This is a genomic window from Sporofaciens sp. JLR.KK001 (genome assembly GCF_036941055.1).
Lineage (GTDB): Bacteria > Bacillota > Clostridia > Lachnospirales > Lachnospiraceae > Sporofaciens.
This window is the reverse complement of sequence record NZ_JAYMNO010000001.1, coordinates 1147721-1166826: the sequence shown is the minus strand read 5'-3', so window position 1 is coordinate 1166826 and position 19106 is coordinate 1147721. Positions and strand designations below refer to the sequence as shown.

Sequence of the window (19106 nt, the reverse complement as noted above, 5' to 3'; positions counted from 1 at the left end):
GATAATCTTTTTGACTGACAAGTGAATGATGTGATTCAAGATTTGTTTATAATCAAGTTCTTAATGAACCGAAGTATATAAGAATTATAAGTTCAAAACTGGAAAGGCTCCATAGAATCCTGGAACTATAAACGAATATAGCTTTTTATCAGTGATTATTTTTTCATCACAAATAAGGGGCAGCTATCAGAACGGTATCTGCCCCCGGTTCTCCGGTGTTTCTGTTTCCGTGTCCATCACCTTGGAACATCGTTCCTTTATAAAGTCGTTCCACGGCATCATTGCTTCCACACCTGCGGGCTCCTGTCTATAGTCCGGCATGTAAAGCAACAGTGTGTAAAGGTATTGGAACACGTTTAGGTTGTTCGCTTTTGCCGTTTCTACCAGGCTGTAGATGATGGCGCTCGATCTCGCCAAAAAATCACTTCCCTCCATGCCGTCCTTTTTCTATATCTGCGAATACCTGGGCGTGACGCCGCAGGAATTTTTTGACGAAGGGAATGCCAACCCGGAAGCCTTAAAGGAATTTATCGCACAGGCAAGGCAGTTGGATTCCCGGTCATTTGAATACATCCTCGGCATTATGAAGGAATTGAATACCAAAAGGTAAAGCGGTCACACGGCCGCTCTTTTTTATTCTATCCGTCAATCTCCCGGATATACCCAATCCATATACCGGCGAAAAACCAAGAATTGTCCTTGCCTGGCAGTGTTCTCATTCCCCAGCACTTTTTAATCCGAAATTCCTAACCGCATTTTATTTGTAAACGTTTCTGCCCTCTTGCATATTCCCGGCAAAGTGGATATACTAAAAGTAAGAAAGTTGGAATTTCTCACTTTAAAACCATACACCAATACCCATATGCCCCAAGACTACGGGCACAGGAAAGGAGCTGATATTATGCTTGCGGAACTCCGCCAAAAGGCACAGATCACAATCCCAAAGGAAATCATTGTAAAACTCGGCCTGTCAGAAGGCGACAAACTGGATGTCTTTGAAAAGGACGGCTCCATCTGCCTCATGCCAGTTGCCGTCTATCCGAAAAAATACCTGAATGAGCTGAAAGAGGAAATCAGCGGTGTAAAAGCGAAACTGGCCTCCGGGGAACAGCCCGTCTTTGACAGCGTGGACGCCCTGTTTGATAAATTGGAGGCAGACTGATGGCATACGAATTTACCTTCACGCCACGGTTCCAGAAGCATTTCAAGGGGCTCACCGCCCAGGAAAAGAAACAGCTAAAAAACAAACTGGAACTCCTGGCGCAGAACCCCTCCCACCCGTCGCTGCGCACCAAACGGATCCAGGGCACCACGGACCTTTTCGAGTGCAGCGTCAACATGGACATCCGCATTATCTGGTACTATGAGGGCGACAAAATGATTATCCTGGTGGACGTGGGCCATCACGACATTTTAAAACAGTTCTGATTGCAGAAGCGGCGCCTCCCGAAAGGGTTGTGCCGCTTTCCATCCTTTTTCTGTACTTTCCCTTATCACTCCCCGGTGCTCCCAAACCCTCCCGTGCCTCTTTCCTCCCCAAGCCCGGAAACAAAGTAAGCGATGAATAACCTACCGGTTTTACATATTCTAAAATCTGTGGGATAATCTTTTTGACTGACAAGTGAATGATGTGATTCAAGATTTGTTTATAATCAAGTTCTTAATGAACCGAAGTATATAAGAATTATAAGTTCAAAACTGGAAAGGCTCCATAGAATCCTGGAACTATAAACGAATATAGCTTTTTATCAGTGATTATTTTTTCATCACAAATAAGGGGCAGCTATCAGAACGGTATCTGCCCCCGGTTCTCCGGTGTTTCTGTTTCCGTGTCCATCACCTTGGAACATCGTTCCTTTATAAAGTCGTTCCACGGCATCATTGCTTCCACACCTGCGGACTCCTGTCTATAGTCCGGCATGTAAAGCAACAGTGTGTAAAGGTATTGGAACACGTTTAGGTTGTTCGCTTTTGCCGTTTCTACCAGGCTGTAGATGATGGCGCTCGATCTCGCTCCATTCACGATATCGTGGAAAAGGAAGTTCTTTCTCCCGGTCGCATGACCCGCGCTTCCATACGGACACCTGCGTCCAGGGAATGGCTGGAGGAATGTTTCCTGAACCGCATTACAAGGAAAGTGAATAAGGATTCTACCGTCTCCATCGACAAGGTATCCTATGACGTCCCTATGCAGTTTATCTCATCAAAAGTGGAGATCCGCTTCCTCCCGGATGACATGTCCTCCGCCTTCATCCTTTACGAAGGGGTGCATTATCCCATCCGCCCTACGGATAAGAATGAGAACTGCAGGACGAAGCGCAACAATACACCTGGCATCGACTACTCAAAGTTAGGGGGTGGCTGTTGATGTTCCGTTCTTACTATGGATTGTCTTTCAATCCTTTTGACAAACAGATGGCCCGGGAAAAAGACCGTTTCCTTTCCAGGGACATCTCTGAGATGCTCTCCCGGCTGGATTACCTCAAGGATACCAGGGGCATTGGTCTGTTCACGGCACGCCCGGGCATGGGGAAGTCTTTTGGACTCCGCTGTTTTGCAAAGGGGCTCAACCCGAACCTTTACCATATGGAGTACATCTGTCTTTCCACCGTAAGCGTCATGGAGTTCTACCGCCAGCTCTGCTCTGTACTGGGAGTAGAGCCTAGAGGCGGCAAACCCGGGATGTTCCGGGCCATACAGGAGCAGATCCTCTACCTTTACCGGGAAAAGAAGCAGCCCCTTCTTCTGGCCGTTGACGAGGCCCAGTACCTCTCCACAGGCATCCTGGAGGACATTAAGATGCTCATGAACTACGGCTATGACTCCCTGAACTGCTTTACGCTCATCCTGTGCGGGGAACCGCACCTGAACAATACCCTGCGCAAGCCTGTCCACGAAGCCCTGCGCCAGAGGATCACCGTGCATTACAACTTTACCGGGCTCACAGATTCAGAAGTGGCGCAGTATGTACTCCACAAGATCTCCTGTGCGGGAGGCTCTGCCTCCATCATAGAGCAGGCCGCCCTTTCCGCTGTCCACAGCCATTCCCAGGGGAATCCGCGTCTGGTGGATAACCTGATGACAAATGCCCTTACCCTTGGCGCACAGATGGAGAAGAAAGCAATTGACACGGAAGTCATACTTGCCTCCGTCAGCAGCCAGAATCTTGGATAGGGGGTGTTGTTTTTGGAATACAGATGTTTTTTCAGGGATGGTTCCCGCATAGAAACCTGGACAGGGGAGATTATCCTGCTGCGATGGCGGCCTGGATGGTATGAAGCTGAGATGAATGGACGGGGGACATACTTCCACATCCTGGCCGGAGTGCATAAATACGGAAACTACCTGTGCATCCCGAACCATGATGTGGGATGTGAACTATCCGATTTTTCTGATATTTTCTGGAATGAGGGGCGGATCAGCAATCTAATGCGGAAGGTAGATGCCGTAACTGTTGCTGCCGGTTTGGCTTATCTGCCGACTCTGGCTGACAAACAATAAAAAATCCAACTACATCATGTGGCTATGGATCTCATAATGGGATTCATGGCCTTTCGATTTCGAAAGAAAAGCTATACCAACAGCGTGCTGCATTTTTGGCGGTATTATACATTTGTAGACAGCACTGCGCAGTCAATGCGAAAAAGGTTGGAAAAATAATTTGCCGTTTATGTCTCCCTCAATTCGCCGTCCAACAATTCAGAACCTCAACTCCCTTGTCGATACTGTCCGGCATGAAATTATAGAACGCTACCGCCCCGGAGAAGATGACCCGTATCTCCGGATTTTACAGGCTGCACACATTGAGGATGACGAATATTTCAGCCACATGATACAGGATGATATAAGCGCAATCGTCCGGGATATTCGTGCCGCACACAAATCTGACAGTGAGAGTGCGCCGCCGACTACCATTGCCGAAGAACTAAAGCAGGATTTAGAGGATGTTGCAACTTTCAAGGGAAGCCCTCTTGAAAAACAGGCTGCGCTTTACTGTAAGCGGCTGGGTATCAATTATAACAAGCTGTCTGATGTGGAGTTCCGGCAACTTGTACATATCCTTGAAAAGTCCAAATACTTCAAAAGCTATGTTGGCCAGAGAAAGAAACGGAAATAAAAAAACCGCTGTTGCATGGTTGTGTATGTTTCCATGTAGCAGCGGTTTCGTGCTGGCGGTATTTAGTTGGGAATGTGGCTTGATATACTGGTAGTTGCCAATATTTTAGTCTTTCTTCATATCCAGCCTTTTTGCACTTTCTTCAGCCATGTCTGCTTCAACATCAAAGCCATTTTTACGAAGTTTCTCAGCAATTTCCTGATACAGCTTATATGCATCCTTGTCCTTCCCTATTTTTTCATATAACATCGCCTTACAATATAACTCATCATAAAAAGGTGTTCCTATTGCACCGGCTCTATCAAAATATTGGATTGCCTCATCATATTTTTCAAGTTTCCCACAAACTTCTCCGCCATGGATATATAACTCCCAAGCATCCGGAAATTTTTCTACGGCCTTTAAAAAGCATTTGTAAGCTTCCTCTATTTTATCCGCATAAATATATGACACAATCAATAAATCCATTTCTTTGGGATTCTCCGGCTCTGATTCTGCCCTTACTTTTTGCTGGCGGACAGCTTCCTCCCCTTTCCCCACTGCAAAAAGGAAAGAAATACGGCAGGCACAGGCTCTGTAGAATAAATTTTCATCAAAGTCGGAACCTTCTTTCAAAATAGTATTATACCACTCCATCGCCGTATCTTTACAATATTCGAACATCCACTGATGAATGATGGCATAATTCCATTTATCTTCCATGGAAAGTACACCGTCATGCATAAGCTTTTTATACTCCAAAAGACAATGCATAAAATCTTCCGGTTTTCGTGTTTTTTCATAGACAGCGGCCAAACGTTGTGCATAGTTATTGTACGCAATGGAATTCTTTTTGTAAAAATCATCTACCGTTACTCCATAGAGCCTTGCTAACTCAGGAAGAGTCAAAACGTCCGGTAAAGTTGTTCCGCATTCCCATCGCGAAACAGTCTGTACATTTACATTCAGATTGTTGGCTACTTGTTCCTGCGTAAAATTTTTTGACAAACGGAACTTTTTTAAATTCTCACAAAATATAGTTTGATTCATACTTCATCACCTCGAAATTTTTGTATTTTAGAAGCTTCTGGATTAGATTATAGTTAAAAACAAAAAAGAAGGTAATGTCTTATTTTGTGAACAGTATCGCAAAATTTGTATAGTCATAAACAAACTGACGTGGGTTGTGATACGATTCACAATTCTTTTACCAGACATAGTGTCAGATCATCATCATTCCTGCAGACGGCATCTGTTTCACATAAATATAAATCAACTCGCTGTTTATGATTTCCTCTGCCCGGTTTCGGATATTGTTCATCCGGCCTAAAATCCAAACTTATATAAAATCCAAACTTTTCTGAAAACAGCTTGATAATTGGGGATTCTTGCCGGAAAAAGTTTGGATTTCGTTTCACAAAGTACAATACTCCAATTATGACAAAATGCGTAAAACATTGCTATTTAGCTCTGTTTCAATCAATTTATTCTCATTTCTGACAAGAGAAGTACAAAACAAAATCCAAACTTTTATATCAAAAAATGCCTTAAATAAAGGATTTACAGAGGAACGTTTGGATTTCTTCTAAGTTTGGATTTTGCAGCAAATCCAAAAGTTTAGATTTGGCCTACCCATTCAAGCTGGTTTTGGACTTTCAGTTCCTCGGTCACTCCCTCGGCAGTTTTCATCTGCTCGATGATTACGTCCAGCCGTTCCTCCGCCTGTTCGTTCAGACCAGCAAGGTATGTCCATAATTTCCCTGTCAGGATAAGGGAACTGTACTGTGCCGGATGTTCCTGTTTGAGATATTCCCGGTGCAGCCGCCCATAGCGTCCGATGGGGCGGTTTTCTTCCGCCAGCTTCAAGTCCGGGATATAATAATCGCCTACCAGAATATAATCAATGCCGTTCTCTGTGATTCTTTCTTTCAGTTTTTCCATTATCGTTCCCTCCTGTGGCGGAAGGCTCGTCACTGGCCAGTTCAATCACGTCCATAATGCCACAATCCAGCGTTTCGCAGATTCGTGCCAGCGTGTCCATGCTGATGTGTTTTCCCTCTTTGCCCATATTGGCAATCATATTTGTGGTCAGTCCAGCGGCAAGCCTTAAATCCTCTTTCCTCATGTTGCGCTCTATCAGCGTGTGCCAGAGCGGTTTGTAGCTGATGTGCATTTTTCTCCCTGCCTTTCTGCCCCGGATGGGCGCTTGTGATTATTCTAATGCTTGAGAGCCACTGTTTTAAAGTTTCGGAGCCACCGATTTTGTATATTTTAATGCTTGAGAGCCACCACAATATGTAGTAACACCACGGGCATAGTAAGGTTATCCTTAACCGCTTGATTACCCTACACCAGAATTGCTTTAGAACTGCAAGGGCTGCAATGCAGTGCATTTACCCTTGCAGTTCTAAAGCAATTCTGGAACAATATAATAAGCGGTATAAAATAGCACATACTATATCTAGTATTCTTAGATGACCCTCAAACATTAAATTACAAGTGGCTCCGAAGCTTTAAATTGGTGGCTCTCAAGCATTAGAATATTCAGTTAACACTCACATGCCTGTTTTTGCAGCCATGCGATCTATTGTGCCTCTTTCAAGGCTTGACATTTAAACAAAGAAAACCCGTAAACGCTGATGTTTACGGGCTTTTCAAACTCCCCGAGTTGGGCTCGAACCAACAACCCCACGGTTAACAGCCGTGTGCTCTACCATTGAGCTATCGAGGATTATAATATATACATGTACCTTCAAAACTGCATACAAGAAATCCTGTTCATCCTTCTTCTACCTATCTCCGCTTTGGTCATGCCCTCGACCGATTAGTTGCGGTCAGCTCCATACATTACTGCACTTCCACCTCCGCCCTATCTACCTTGTCGTCTTCAAGGGGTCTTACAACTTGCGTTGGGATATCTCATCTTGAGGGGGGCTTCACGCTTAGATGCCTTCAGCGTTTATCCCCTCCCGGCTTGGCTACTCTGCCATGACCTTGATAAGTCAACAGATACACCAGCGGCCAGTCCATCCCGGTCCTCTCGTACTAAGGACAGCTCCTCTCAAATATCCTACGCCCACGCCGGATAGGGACCGAACTGTCTCACGACGTTCTGAACCCAGCTCGCGTACCGCTTTAATGGGCGAACAGCCCAACCCTTGGGACCTACTTCAGCCCCAGGATGCGATGAGCCGACATCGAGGTGCCAAACCACTCCGTCGATGTGAACTCTTGGGAGTGATAAGCCTGTTATCCCCAGGGTAGCTTTTATCCGTTGAGCGATGGCAATCCCACTTTATACCACCGGATCACTAAGTCCTACTTTCGTACCTGCCCCACCCGTCGGTGTCGCAGTCAAGCTCCCTTCTGCCTTTGCGCTCTCCGAATGGTTTCCGTCCATTCTGAGGGAACCTTTGAGCGCCTCCGATACCCTTTCGGAGGCGACCGCCCCAGTCAAACTCCCCACCTGACATTGTCCCCAGGCCGGCTTACGGCCTCTGGTTAGAAATCCAATACTGCAAGGGTGGTATCCCAACAGCGGCTCCATGGCAACTGGCGTCACCACTTCTCTGCCTCCCACCTATCCTGTACATGCAATACCGAATCCCAGTATCAAGCTGGAGTAAAGCTCCATGGGGTCTTTCCGTCCTGGCGCGGGTAACCAGCATCTTCACTGGTACTTCAATTTCACCGGGTGCATTGTCGAGACAGTGCCCAAATCATTACGCCTTTCGTGCGGGTCGGAACTTACCCGACAAGGAATTTCGCTACCTTAGGACCGTTATAGTTACGGCCGCCGTTTACTGGGGCTTCAATTCTAAGCTTCGCTTTCGCTAACCTCTCCTCTTAACCTTCCAGCACCGGGCAGGCGTCAGCCCGTATACTTCACCTTTCGGTTTCGCACAGACCTGTGTTTTTGCTAAACAGTTGCTTGGGCCTATTCTCTGCGGCCAGTCTTACCTGGCACTCCTTCTCCCGAAGTTACGGAGTCTTTTTGCCGAGTTCCTTGACAATGCTTCTCCCGTCGGCCTTAGGATTCTCTCCTCATCCACCTGTGTCGGTTTACGGTACGGGCACAATAAGAACGATAGCGGCTTTTCTCGACGCATGGCTCACATACTTCCCTACTCTTCTTCGGTCCGCATCACGTATTCGGATCATTGTACGGATTTGCCTCTACAACTCCTACCTCGCTTGCACCGGTCTCTTCATTCCCGGCTTATGCTCTCCACACGTGTCCCCACAGTTCTGTCTTATTGTGGTACAGGAATCTCAACCTGTTGTCCATCGACTACGCCTCTCGGCCTCGCCTTAGGTCCCGACTTCCCCAGGGCAGATCAGCTTTACCCTGGAAACCTTGGATATTCGGCCGGAAGGATTCCCACCTTCCTCTCGCTACTCATTCCGGCATTCTCTCTTCCATACCGTCCACAGCTCCTTATCGGTACTGCTTCCTCCAGTATGCAATGCTCCTCTACCGATCATTTCTGATCCCTAAGCTTCGGCAGTGTGTTTCAGCCCCGGACATTTTCGGCGCAGGACCTCTCGACTAGTGAGCTATTACGCACTCTTTGAATGTATGGCTGCTTCTAAGCCAACATCCTAGTTGTCTTTGAAATCCCACATCCTTTTCCACTTAACACACATTTTGGGGCCTTAGCTGTAGGTCTGGGCTCTTTCCCTTTCGACTGCCCAACTTATCTCGTGCAGTCTGACTCCCATACACCATCTCGGCGGCATTCGGAGTTTGATATTCTTCGGTAAGCTTTGACGCCCCCTAGGAAATTCAGTGCTCTACCTCCGCTAGACTTGTATGAGGCTAGCCCTAAAGCTATTTCGAGGAGAACCAGCTATCTCCGGGTTCGATTGGAATTTCTCCCCTATCCACACCTCATCCCCACCCTTTTCAACGGATGTGGGTTCGGACCTCCATTGCCTTTTACGGCAGCTTCATCCTGGACATGGATAGATCACCCGGTTTCGGGTCTGCTCCGACCGACTTACTCGCCCTTTTAAGACTTGGTTTCCCTTCGGCTCCCTTCCTTATAGAAGTTAACCTCGCCGGCCAGCGCAACTCGCCGGACCGTTCTACAAAAAGTACGCGGTTCACCATATATAGGTGTTCCACAGCTTGTAAACATATGGTTTCAGGTTCTCTTTCACTCCCCTCCCGGGGTCCTTTTCACCGTTCCTTCACAGTACTATGCGCTATCGGTCACTAAGGAGTATTTAGCCTTACGGGGTGGTCCCCGCTCATTCCCACAAGGTTCCACGTGTCTCGTGGTACTCTGGATCCCGCCTTGTCATTCGTCTTTTCGCTTACGGGGCTTTCACCCTCTCTGGCCGGCTTTCCCAAAACCGTTCTGCTAAAACTCATGAATCAATTATGCGGTCCGAACCCCAGGATGCATGCACCCTGGTTTGGGCTCTTTCCATTTCGCTCGCCGCTACTTTGGAAATCGATGTTTCTTTCTCTTCCTCCGGCTACTTAGATGTTTCAGTTCACCGGGTTCCCTTCCTTACGTTATGGATTGGCGTAAGGATGACGGAGGTCTTCTCCGCCGGGTTTCCCCATTCAGATATCTCCGGATCGTTGGATATGTGCTCCTCCCCGAAGCTTTTCGCAGCTTATCACGTCTTTCATCGGCTCTTAGTGCCAAGGCATCCACCATATGCTCTTTTCTGCATGACCAACTGACTCGCGGAAACGGGATCGTCCCGCTCATCCTCACCGGCATAGCGTTGCCGGCGTTGGCTATAGGTCAATTATTTTTCTTCGTTTTCTTCGAAGTATTACCTCGGATGTCTTGAATTAGATATTAATATCTTCATCATTTCATTTATTTCTTGTATGCGGTTTTCAAGGTACATGTTGACTGAATGCTTTATCAGTCATTAGAAACCTGAACACTTGATGAGGTCCCTCACGAATCTAGTGTGAAGGTTGTTCTAAAGCTCCGCTTTAGAACTTCATTCTATTTCAAATCTCTAATCACTGGTAAAACCATCGCGGTGAGCACTTAGAGTCTGTTTTTTAGACTCTTACGTGCGACGCATGCAGAATACTTAGTGAGGTTTTTTACGAACTTAGTATTCTGTAGTATCGAAACAGCACTGCCCTGCTGATTGGGTTGGCGCCGATGAGTTGTAGCTCATCCATGCCCGTATCTATGTGAAAATCCCTCGGATCTTTTCGACGGCTTCTGCCATCTGTCAAATATTCCGAACACTTTCATTATACGATATTAGGTGTGTTCACTTCACATTCGTTCAGTGAGCGACTTAAAAATCTAACCTCAGCCATTCTTCGAATGTCTTCACTAAGATTTTTATAGTCTGGCAGCCACCTGCTCTCCCACACCGTCTCCAATGCAGTACCATCGGCCGCTTAGGGCTTAACCATCGTGTTCGGGATGGGTACGGGTGTTTCCCCTAAGCGCATCGCCACCAGACATTGCCAACGACCCTTTTGACAGAACCATTAACTTACTCTCTCCATCCTTGATAACTAAACAATAGACAACATTCCCTTACTTCTTTTCCTTTAGAAAGGAGGTGATCCAGCCGCACCTTCCGATACGGCTACCTTGTTACGACTTCACCCCAGTTATCGGTCCCACCTTCGACGGCTCCCTCCGATTGGTTGGGTCACCGGCTTCGGGCGTTACTGACTCCCATGGTGTGACGGGCGGTGTGTACAAGACCCGGGAACGTATTCACCGCGACATTCTGATTCGCGATTACTAGCGATTCCAGCTTCATGTAGTCGAGTTGCAGACTACAATCCGAACTGAGACGTTATTTTTGGGATTTGCTCACATTCACATGCTTGCTTCCCTTTGTTTACGCCATTGTAGCACGTGTGTAGCCCTGGTCATAAGGGGCATGATGATTTGACGTCATCCCCACCTTCCTCCAGGTTGTCCCTGGCAGTCTCTCTAGAGTGCCCACCTCAAATGCTGGCTACTAAAGATAAGGGTTGCGCTCGTTGCGGGACTTAACCCAACATCTCACGACACGAGCTGACGACAACCATGCACCACCTGTCTCCAGTGCTCCGAAGAGAAGGGACGGTTAAGTCCCGGTCACCGGGATGTCAAGATCAGGTAAGGTTCTTCGCGTTGCTTCGAATTAAACCACATGCTCCACCGCTTGTGCGGGTCCCCGTCAATTCCTTTGAGTTTCATTCTTGCGAACGTACTCCCCAGGTGGACTACTTATTGCGTTGGCTGCGGCACCGAATGGCTTTGCCACCCGACACCTAGTAGTCATCGTTTACGGCGTGGACTACCAGGGTATCTAATCCTGTTTGCTCCCCACGCTTTCGAGCCTCAACGTCAGTCATCGTCCAGCAGGCCGCCTTCGCCACTGGTGTTCCTCCTAATATCTACGCATTTCACCGCTACACTAGGAATTCCGCCTGCCTCTCCGACACTCCAGCCACACAGTTCCAAATGCAGTCCCGGGGTTGAGCCCCGGGCTTTCACATCTGGCTTGCACAGCCGTCTACGCTCCCTTTACACCCAGTAAATCCGGATAACGCTTGCCCCCTACGTATTACCGCGGCTGCTGGCACGTAGTTAGCCGGGGCTTCTTAGTCAGGTACCGTCATTTTCTTCCCTGCTGATAGAGCTTTACATACCGAAATACTTCATCGCTCACGCGGCGTCGCTGCATCAGGGTTTCCCCCATTGTGCAATATTCCCCACTGCTGCCTCCCGTAGGAGTCTGGGCCGTGTCTCAGTCCCAATGTGGCCGGTCACCCTCTCAGGTCGGCTACTGATCGTCGGCTTGGTGGGCCGTTACCCCGCCAACTACCTAATCAGACGCGGGCCCATCTTACACCACCGGAGTTTTTACCGCTGTACCATGCGGTACTGCGGTCTTATGCGGTATTAGCAGTCATTTCTAACTGTTATCCCCCTGTGTAAGGCAGGTTGCCCACGCGTTACTCACCCGTCCGCCGCTCAGTCACAAGAATCCTCATCCGAAGAATCAGATTCAAGCGCTTCGCTCGACTTGCATGTGTTAGGCACGCCGCCAGCGTTCATCCTGAGCCAGGATCAAACTCTCGTCTAAAAAGTTAAGGTTTGGTTTTACACAAGCCTTAGCATTTAGACGCTTCGCAATACTTAGCGAGGTTTTTCACAAGCTTAGTATTGCCGAAGCATCCTTTAAGTCCAATCCGGGTCAAGAAAAATGCTCGCTTTTCTTTTCCCGTTTACTTTACTGTTTTTAGGTTGACATCTTTCGATGTCTCGTTCTGAATTTTTCTCTTATAAGAAATTTTCAGGGATGTTGTCTATTGTTTAATTATCAAGGTTCTTCGCTACTTTCGCATCTCTCGCGAGTCAGCTTTGATATAATATCATGCATCTTTATGTTTGTCAAGCCTTTTTTTAACTTTTTTCAACATCTTTTTTCATGCACCATATTAAACGGAGAAGGAGGGATTTGAACCCTCGCGCCGCTATTAACGACCTACTCCCTTTCCAGGGGAGCCCCTTCGGCCAGCTTGGGTACTTCTCCAGAGCTTGCTGATTTCTCACAGAAAAAACTACCGTCCGATTGACTGATAGTTTTTTCAACGGAGAGGGTGGGATTCGAACCCACGCGCCCTCTCGGACAAACGGTTTTCAAGACCGCCTCGTTATGACCACTTCGATACCTCTCCATATATTCAATTAACCCGCCGCGTTTCAGCGACATAGATGATTCTACCACACAACAATTCTGACGTCAATATCTAATTTCCATTTTTTCCACATTTTTTTATTCTATTCTAATAAATGCTATAAAATCCGATATTTAACGACTTTTTAGAAAGGCTATCGCTATTTTCAAGTCTTCCGGAGTCGTAATCTTGATATTCTCATAGGACCCTTCATATAGCTTGACTGCAGTCCCCATCATCTCTTCCACGACCATAGCGTCATCTGTCACATGAATGCATTCCTGTTCTGCCAATCTGGAATATGCCTCCACGATCAATGCTTCTTCAAATATCTGGGGTGTCTGTACGATCCATACATATTTCCGTTCCGGAGTCTTAACTGCAAAATCATTTTCATCTATCAGCTTAACAGTATCCTTACTCGGCATTCCTGCCACACAGGCTTTGTGCTTCTTTACGCTTTCATAGCCTCTTTTTATGATTGCTTCATCTACAAATGGGCGCGCTCCGTCATGGATAAATACATATCCCTGCTCTTCCTCCAGACCGGCTCCCTCCCGCCGCATTGCCTTAAGCCCTCTCCACACAGAATCATAACGCTCTTTTCCGCCCTCTGTGACTACGCTTACTTTACTGAAGTGATATTTTCTTACAATCTCATCCTGGACATAGGACACTTGGCCGCTTCCCGCGACAAGTATAATCTCATCGATCAGATCCGAATCCTGAAATACCTTTAACGGATAATAGATCAGAGGCTTCCCGTCCAACTCAATATACTGCTTCTGAACCGCGGTCCCCATGCGCTTCCCCTGGCCTGCTGCCAGAATAATTGCCGTACATCTCTTTCGTTCACGCATCTTCATGTGTTATCTCTCTCCCAGTTTCAGATTCGGAACCGCATTAAGATCCCATCCATGCCTTGTTCCATTGATATACTCGTAATAAGCCGCCGCTCCGATCATAGCTGCATTATCCGTGCAATATACCGGGGACGGATAATAGAGCCTGATCCCCCGTTCTTCGCACGCTGTCTTCATCGCCGCACGAAGCGCGCTGTTAGACGCAACGCCTCCCGCGATCGCGAACCTGTCCGCCTTAAATTCCTCCACTGCATGCATCGCGTTCTCTACCAGCACATCCGTCACCGCCTTCTGAAAAGACGCTGCCACGTCAGCCTGATCATATTCGATCCCTTTCATCCGGCACCCGTTGATATAATTCAGCACGGCGGACTTTAATCCGCTGAAGCTGAAATCATATGGAGCGTCCTCCATATGGGCGCGCGGAAATATCACCGCATCCGGATCCCCCTCTTTTGACACCTTATCTATCTTGGGTCCTCCCGGATACCCAAGTCCGATCGCCCGCGCCACTTTGTCAAATGCTTCGCCCGCAGCGTCGTCTCTTGTCCTTCCGATAATATCAAAACTGCCGTAATCCTTCACCCGCACTAGGTGCGTATGTCCCCCAGACACCACAAGCGACAAGAACGGCGGTTCCAGCTCAGGATGTTCAATATAGTTCGCAGCAATATGTCCTTCTATATGATGTACCCCGATCAGAGGCTTCTTCGCCGCGTATGCGATTGCTTTCGCCTCCGCAACTCCGACCAGAAGAGCGCCCACAAGCCCCGGACCATATGTAACGCCGACCGCATGGATCTCTTCCAGTGTAACTTCCGCTTCCGCCAATGCAGCCTCTATTACCTGATTGATCTTCTCAATATGTTTCCTGGAAGCGATCTCCGGAACGACCCCGCCGTACAGGGTGTGCAGCGCTATCTGTGAAGATATGATATTAGATCTCACTTCACGCCCATTCTTAACAACCGCGGCCGCCGTCTCATCACAGGAACTCTCAATCGCAAGAATCAGCGTATCTTTTTTATCGGTATCTTTCTTATCTCCCATACTTACACTCCTATTCCGAAAATACAAGTTCCACTGTTCTTCTGTCCTTCGCCGCTATCGCCTGGGGGAATATTGCCCGTACTTCCTCCATATACTCTTCGGGCTTCGTAAGAGACGGACTGTAATGAGTCAGCCACATTTCCCTGACATTGGCATCTTTTGCCAGATGCGCCGCTTCATAGAATGTCATATGCTTATATTCTTTGGCCTTCTTAAGCTTGTCCTTCTCTCCGTACATCCCCTCACATACAAAGAGATCGGCTCCCGCAGCATTATTTCTGATAGAATCCGTCGGTCTCGTATCCGTACAATAAGCGATCTTAAGCCCTTTCCGCGCCGGTCCAAGAACCATATCTGGCGTATAGATACTGCCATCCACGTCCACCGTCTCACCCTTCTGCAGCATTCCCCAATATCTCTGCGGAATCCCTGCAGCATTTGCCCGGTCCACATCAAACCTTCCGACTCGGTCGATCTCCAGCGTATATCCGTAGCACAGGACATTATGATTGACCCGAAATGCTTTCAGCCGGTAGCCATTCATCTCGAATGACTGCTCCGGCTCGGTAATCTCTCTATATCTAATCGGAAACGGCAGCTCCGGCGCTATCACGCGCAAAGCGCCCACCACGCGCTCCAGCCCTTTCGGCCCCACGATCGTCAGCGGTTCTGTCCGGTCCGCATTACCCATAGTGAGCAGTAGCCCCGGGAGGCCGCTTACGTGGTCGCCGTGATAATGTGTAAAGCAGATCACATCGATCGCTTTAAAGCCCCATCCTTTCTCCTTTATTGCTATCTGGGTCCCTTCTCCGCAGTCAATCAGAAGACTGCTGCCGTTGTACCTGACCATAAGCGACGTCAGCCACCGGTACGGCAGGGGCATCATACCTCCTGTTCCCAACAAACATACATCCAGCATATTCTACCTCGATCTTCCACAATCCTGATTATATTTTTATCCGAAAACTTCTAACGAATTCATCGTAGCAATCCTCGCAGAGATCGAACTGGTCTACCTGGTTATCTTTCCTTGAGAAATATCCCCATCGCTTCTCCACTTCAAGCACATCCTCCTGTGGAACCCCCTGGCGTACCAGAATCTCTTTCCCGCATTTATTGCAAATGATTTTCTCGATCTTCTCTGTTTTCTCTAATTCTGTTCTGTACTGGCGCATACAATTCCTCCTGTGAGTATCCTGTCACTTTCTCTTATTTGTTACGCCTACATTATATCTGCTTCGTTTCCCGCATTCCAGTGGGAACTGCTGTCAACGCTGCCACCTGATTTCCAAAACTTTTGACTGCGCGCCGACAATCTCTGCTCATGAGAACCGCATCCTCCTTAGGCTTCTCATAATATCCTCTCCGAAGTCCGTCTCTTGTGAAACCGCATTTCCTATAGAATGCGATCGCTGCCTCATTGCTCTCCCTGACTTCCAGCATCAGCCGTTCGATCCCTCTGTCGCCGCACACTTCCAGCGCCCGTTCAAACAACAGACCGGCAGCCCCTTGGCGGCGGTTCTGTGCGTCTACTGCGATTCTTGCGATTTCGCCCTCATTCAACACATAGTATAAGATGACATAGCCTGCCAGCTTCCCGTCTTTCCATGCGCCGATCACCGCCGTATTATTCTGGCATAAGGTCTCCCTGATCCCATTTTCCGTCCATGGGTCCGGGAATATCTCGCTCTCCAGAGCCGCAATCCTGGCCGCATCCTGCCCACCGGCCTCACGCAGAACCCACATCTTATAACTCCTCAATATCCCGGATCAATTCATCCACACTCTCTTCCCGGGTCGCCCAGCTCGTGCAGAACCGCACCGCACTGTGAGTATCATCTACAGCCTCCCAGAATGCAAAGGAATACTTCTTCCTAAGGCGCTCTATATGGCTGTTGGGGAGAATCGGAAACTGCTGGTTCGTATAAGAATCAAACCGCAATCCATACCCCTTCTTCACAAATGCTTCGCGAAGCCGGATGGCAAGCCTGTCCGCATGCTTCGAAATCTCAAAATACAGCCCACCGGCAAACAGAGTATCAAACTGGATTCCAAGCAGTCTCCCTTTCGCCAGCATCCCTCCATGCTGCTTGATGAGATAACGGAAATCCTTCTTAAGCACCGGATTCGATATTACAACCGCTTCCCCGAATAAAGCGCCCACTTTCGTTCCTCCGATGTAAAATACATCCGTCAGCTCCGCTATATCTGCAAGCGTCAGTGTATTCGGCTCTGCCATCAATCCGTAACCCAGCCGCGCTCCGTCAAGGAATAACGGAATCCCCAGTCTCTCGCAAGTATCATGAAGCGCCAGCAATTCTTTCCTGCTATAGAGCGTCCCATTCTCTGTCGGCTGAGAGATATAGACCATGCCTGGCTGCACGATGTGCTCATGGTCTGCGTCGTTCCAGTGCACGTCGTATGCATGCTGCACCTGCTCTGCCGTGATCTTGCCGTCTTCACTTGGAAGCGGCAGGACTTTATGTCCGGTTGCTTCTACCGCACCGGTCTCATGTACATTGATATGCCCGGTCACCGCCGCTAAAACTCCCTGATAGGAGCGGAGTATCGCACTGATCACGGTAAAATTCGCCTGCGTTCCTCCAACTAGAAAATGTACGTCAACGTCCGCGCCCCCGCATAAGCCTCTGATCTTCTCCCTTGCGCTGTCGCAGAACGGATCATTGCCGTACCCTGCCGTCTGATCAAAATTCGTCTCCTCCAGCCTATTTAAAATCTGGGGATGCGCCCCCTCCAGATAATCACTTTCGAATCTAATCATGTCCCAGCCTCTCCCTTCTCTCTCGTTCAGCCTGCGACATCCTGAGATAGTCTGGCTGATGCTCTGCCGCAGTCTCTATCCTGCCTGCCCTATAGTACCGGATACCAAGCGACGCCACCGAAGCCGCCCGCTGCCGATTCATATGCGCCGGTGCGAACGAAAGCTTCCTGCCCGCCATGATACTGTCAACAAGTATATTTGCAAAAACCGGAACCCCGTCCCCTAAGAATATGACCTCTCTGTCATATGCACAGAGCCTCTCGCCCAATTCCTCAATACTGACCGCCATCTGATCCTCCAGTATGATCAGTTCTTCCCCCTGGAATTCATAGATTCCCGTATATACCTGTCCTCTTCTGGCATCCATGATGGGACACACGATCTTATCGGTGCCGCACAGATTGTACGCAAGCCCCGCAAGCGTAGGCACATGGATCAGAGGCTTCCTAAGCGCAAGTCCAAGTCCTTTCGCGGTGGCCGAGCCTATTCGAAGGCCGGTAAATGATCCCGGCCCCGCCGCCACTGCAATAGCATCTATCGTATCCAGGTCAAGCTCTATGATCCTGACCACCTCATCCAACATGGGGAGCAGCGTCTGTGAATGCGTCTTCTTTAGATTCATCGTATACTCTGCTATGGTTACCTCTTCTGTCTCTCTGGCCTCTACGACCGCTACACTTGCAACAAGGCCCGAGCTGTCCAGCCCTAATATCCGCATATGCTAATCCTCCGATAATCAAATCCTCTCTCCGGTTCCTTCTCAATCCGAACCTCCGTATAATGTTCCGGAAGAATCTCTTCGATCAAGTCTGCCCACTCGATCAGGCTGACTCCTTCTCCATAGATATAGTCCTCATACCCGATCTCGTCCATCTCTTCTACATCCCCGATCCGATAGACATCAAAATGATAGAAGGGCAGACGCCCTCCCTCATATATCTGCACAATGGTAAATGTAGGGCTGCTGACCGGTTCCCCGATCTCAAGTCCTTCTGCCAGGCCCTTGGTAAATACCGTCTTCCCGACACCAAGATCTCCGATCAGTGTATAGACCTGTCCCGCCTTCGCCTCCCGCCCCATCCTTACACCTAATTCATATGTCTCACGTTCGCTGTTCGTCTCTATAATCATGAAGCCGTCTCCATCCTATATTCTTGTTCTCAAGGCGCTTCCTATTATATCACATCTTTCTTTCTTGTGCTACTCATGATATACTTATTTTACAGCCATGAAAATTTACTAAGGAGGCAAAATCATGAAATTTACATTCTACCACAATAATATCAATGTCCTGGATCTTAAGAAATCCATTGATTTCTATCAGAAGGCGCTGGGACTGACTGTCACACGGGAGACAGCTGCCGAAGACGGAAGCTTCAAGCTGGCATTCCTTGGGGATGAGACGACCCCGCATCTCCTGGAACTTACCTGGCTCCGTGATATGGACAGGCCTTACGAACTGGGCGATAACGAATCACATCTGGCAATGCGTACAGATGATATGGACGCCGCACTGGCGCTTCACAAAGAGATGAACTGCGTATGCTTTGAGAATCCGGAGATGGGCATCTATTTCATCAATGACCCGGACGGATACTGGATCGAGATCTGCCCCGCATCCTAAAACACCGCATTTCACCT

The 19106-nt window shown here is 48.3% G+C and carries 19 protein-coding genes, 3 tRNA genes, 3 rRNA genes and 2 pseudogenes; 8 read left to right on the top strand and 19 right to left on the bottom strand.

All coding sequences use genetic code 11. The features are described 5' to 3' along the window. Positions 1–186 precede the first annotated feature (186 nt). Positions 187–417, bottom strand: a complete 231-nt coding sequence (locus tag VSQ62_RS06375) for a transposase domain-containing protein (RefSeq protein ID WP_502957719.1) — start codon at positions 415–417, stop codon at positions 187–189. Here VSQ62_RS06375 and VSQ62_RS06370 point away from each other — a divergent pair. The 3 genes from VSQ62_RS06370 to VSQ62_RS06360 all read left to right on the top strand — a co-directional run bounded on the left by VSQ62_RS06370 (position 395) and on the right by VSQ62_RS06360 (position 1428). Further along, positions 395–610, top strand: coding sequence for a hypothetical protein (locus tag VSQ62_RS06370; RefSeq protein ID WP_502957718.1), 216 nt, complete (start codon positions 395–397; stop codon positions 608–610). The genes VSQ62_RS06375 and VSQ62_RS06370 overlap by 23 nt on opposite strands. Before the next feature lie 291 nt (positions 611–901). Further along, the gene (locus VSQ62_RS06365) at positions 902–1162 is read left to right on the top strand and encodes an AbrB/MazE/SpoVT family DNA-binding domain-containing protein (RefSeq protein WP_172498027.1); all 261 of its coding nucleotides are present in this window, start codon (positions 902–904) and stop codon (positions 1160–1162) included. After that, positions 1162–1428: a type II toxin-antitoxin system RelE/ParE family toxin gene (locus VSQ62_RS06360; RefSeq protein WP_300869963.1), complete on the top strand. Its 267-nt coding sequence runs from the start codon at positions 1162–1164 to the stop codon at positions 1426–1428. The genes VSQ62_RS06365 and VSQ62_RS06360 overlap by 1 nt, the downstream gene beginning before the upstream one ends. 358 nt (positions 1429–1786) lie before the next feature. Here VSQ62_RS06360 and VSQ62_RS06355 read toward each other — a convergent pair whose 3' ends face one another. Then, the gene (locus VSQ62_RS06355) at positions 1787–2023 is read right to left on the bottom strand and encodes a transposase domain-containing protein (RefSeq protein WP_502957717.1); all 237 of its coding nucleotides are present in this window, start codon (positions 2021–2023) and stop codon (positions 1787–1789) included. Between the two features lie 39 nt (positions 2024–2062). Here VSQ62_RS06355 and VSQ62_RS06350 point away from each other — a divergent pair. The 4 genes and pseudogenes from VSQ62_RS06350 to VSQ62_RS06335 all read left to right on the top strand — a co-directional run. Beyond that, positions 2063–2368, top strand: a pseudogene (locus VSQ62_RS06350) (Mu transposase C-terminal domain-containing protein); the annotation flags it as partial. Continuing rightward, the gene (locus VSQ62_RS06345) at positions 2368–3174 is read left to right on the top strand and encodes an ExeA family protein (RefSeq protein WP_120397164.1); all 807 of its coding nucleotides are present in this window, start codon (positions 2368–2370) and stop codon (positions 3172–3174) included. The pseudogene VSQ62_RS06350 and the gene VSQ62_RS06345, both read left to right, overlap by 1 nt. Positions 3175–3186: 12 nt before the next feature. Further along, positions 3187–3501 (top strand): DUF6618 family protein, encoded by a 315-nt coding sequence (locus tag VSQ62_RS06340; RefSeq protein WP_016217795.1) that lies wholly within the window; start codon positions 3187–3189, stop codon positions 3499–3501. A gap of 196 nt (positions 3502–3697) precedes the next feature. Further along, positions 3698–4117, top strand: a pseudogene (locus VSQ62_RS06335) (helix-turn-helix domain-containing protein); the annotation flags it as partial. A 105-nt stretch (positions 4118–4222) separates the two neighbouring features. Here VSQ62_RS06335 and VSQ62_RS06330 read toward each other — a convergent pair. The 17 genes from VSQ62_RS06330 to tsaE all read right to left on the bottom strand — a co-directional run bounded on the left by VSQ62_RS06330 (position 4223) and on the right by tsaE (position 18596). After that, entirely contained in the window at positions 4223–5146 is a 924-nt protein-coding gene (locus tag VSQ62_RS06330; RefSeq protein WP_334633827.1) for a helix-turn-helix domain-containing protein, read from the bottom strand. A 567-nt stretch (positions 5147–5713) separates the two neighbouring features. Next, positions 5714–6037 carry a TnpV protein gene (locus VSQ62_RS06325; RefSeq protein ID WP_334633825.1) on the bottom strand — a complete coding sequence of 108 codons (324 nt, stop codon included), beginning with the start codon at positions 6035–6037 and terminating at the stop codon, positions 5714–5716. Beyond that, positions 5997–6269 carry a helix-turn-helix domain-containing protein gene (locus tag VSQ62_RS06320; RefSeq protein WP_004060877.1) on the bottom strand — a complete coding sequence of 91 codons (273 nt, stop codon included), beginning with the start codon at positions 6267–6269 and terminating at the stop codon, positions 5997–5999. The genes VSQ62_RS06325 and VSQ62_RS06320 overlap by 41 nt, the downstream gene beginning before the upstream one ends. 486 nt (positions 6270–6755) lie before the next feature. After that, positions 6756–6827, bottom strand: a tRNA-Asn gene (locus VSQ62_RS06315). 73 nt (positions 6828–6900) lie between these two features. Further along, positions 6901–9788: ribosomal RNA gene (locus VSQ62_RS06310) — 23S ribosomal RNA — on the bottom strand. Positions 9789–10430: 642 nt separating this feature from the next. Then, positions 10431–10548, bottom strand: a 5S ribosomal RNA gene (gene rrf, locus VSQ62_RS06305). A gap of 96 nt (positions 10549–10644) precedes the next feature. After that, a 16S ribosomal RNA gene (locus tag VSQ62_RS06300) occupies positions 10645–12175 on the bottom strand. The 16S, 23S and 5S rRNA genes sit together here with 3 tRNA genes alongside, the layout of an rRNA operon. A 360-nt stretch (positions 12176–12535) precedes the next feature. Beyond that, positions 12536–12625, bottom strand: a tRNA-Ser gene (locus VSQ62_RS06295). A gap of 59 nt (positions 12626–12684) precedes the next feature. Next, positions 12685–12770, bottom strand: a tRNA-Ser gene (locus VSQ62_RS06290). Between the two features lie 134 nt (positions 12771–12904). After that, on the bottom strand, positions 12905–13636 hold the full coding sequence (ispD, locus tag VSQ62_RS06285; protein ID WP_334633823.1) for a 2-C-methyl-D-erythritol 4-phosphate cytidylyltransferase: 732 nt from the start codon (positions 13634–13636) through the stop codon (positions 12905–12907). Between the two features lie 3 nt (positions 13637–13639). Further along, complete coding sequence (gene tsaD / locus VSQ62_RS06280) at positions 13640–14683, bottom strand: tRNA (adenosine(37)-N6)-threonylcarbamoyltransferase complex transferase subunit TsaD (protein WP_334633822.1); 1044 nt, start codon at positions 14681–14683, stop codon at positions 13640–13642. Between the two features lie 10 nt (positions 14684–14693). Beyond that, complete coding sequence (locus VSQ62_RS06275) at positions 14694–15602, bottom strand: ribonuclease Z (protein WP_334633820.1); 909 nt, start codon at positions 15600–15602, stop codon at positions 14694–14696. Between the two features lie 28 nt (positions 15603–15630). Further along, positions 15631–15858, bottom strand: coding sequence for a hypothetical protein (locus VSQ62_RS06270; RefSeq protein ID WP_334633819.1), 228 nt, complete (start codon positions 15856–15858; stop codon positions 15631–15633). Between the two features lie 52 nt (positions 15859–15910). Then, positions 15911–16429, bottom strand: coding sequence for a ribosomal protein S18-alanine N-acetyltransferase (gene rimI / locus VSQ62_RS06265; RefSeq protein ID WP_334633818.1), 519 nt, complete (start codon positions 16427–16429; stop codon positions 15911–15913). A gap of 1 nt (position 16430) precedes the next feature. After that, on the bottom strand, positions 16431–17465 hold the full coding sequence (locus VSQ62_RS06260; RefSeq protein WP_334633817.1) for a threonine aldolase family protein: 1035 nt from the start codon (positions 17463–17465) through the stop codon (positions 16431–16433). After that, a complete protein-coding gene (gene tsaB / locus VSQ62_RS06255) occupies positions 17458–18183 on the bottom strand; it encodes a tRNA (adenosine(37)-N6)-threonylcarbamoyltransferase complex dimerization subunit type 1 TsaB (protein WP_334633815.1) in 726 nt (241 codons plus the stop codon). The genes VSQ62_RS06260 and tsaB overlap by 8 nt, the downstream gene beginning before the upstream one ends. Next, complete coding sequence (gene tsaE / locus VSQ62_RS06250; protein WP_334633814.1) at positions 18171–18596, bottom strand: tRNA (adenosine(37)-N6)-threonylcarbamoyltransferase complex ATPase subunit type 1 TsaE; 426 nt, start codon at positions 18594–18596, stop codon at positions 18171–18173. Before tsaE ends, tsaB begins: the two co-directional genes overlap by 13 nt. Before the next feature lie 124 nt (positions 18597–18720). Between tsaE and VSQ62_RS06245 the strand changes: the two genes are divergently transcribed. Continuing rightward, the gene (locus tag VSQ62_RS06245) at positions 18721–19089 is read left to right on the top strand and encodes a VOC family protein (protein ID WP_334633813.1); all 369 of its coding nucleotides are present in this window, start codon (positions 18721–18723) and stop codon (positions 19087–19089) included. Positions 19090–19106 lie beyond the last annotated feature (17 nt).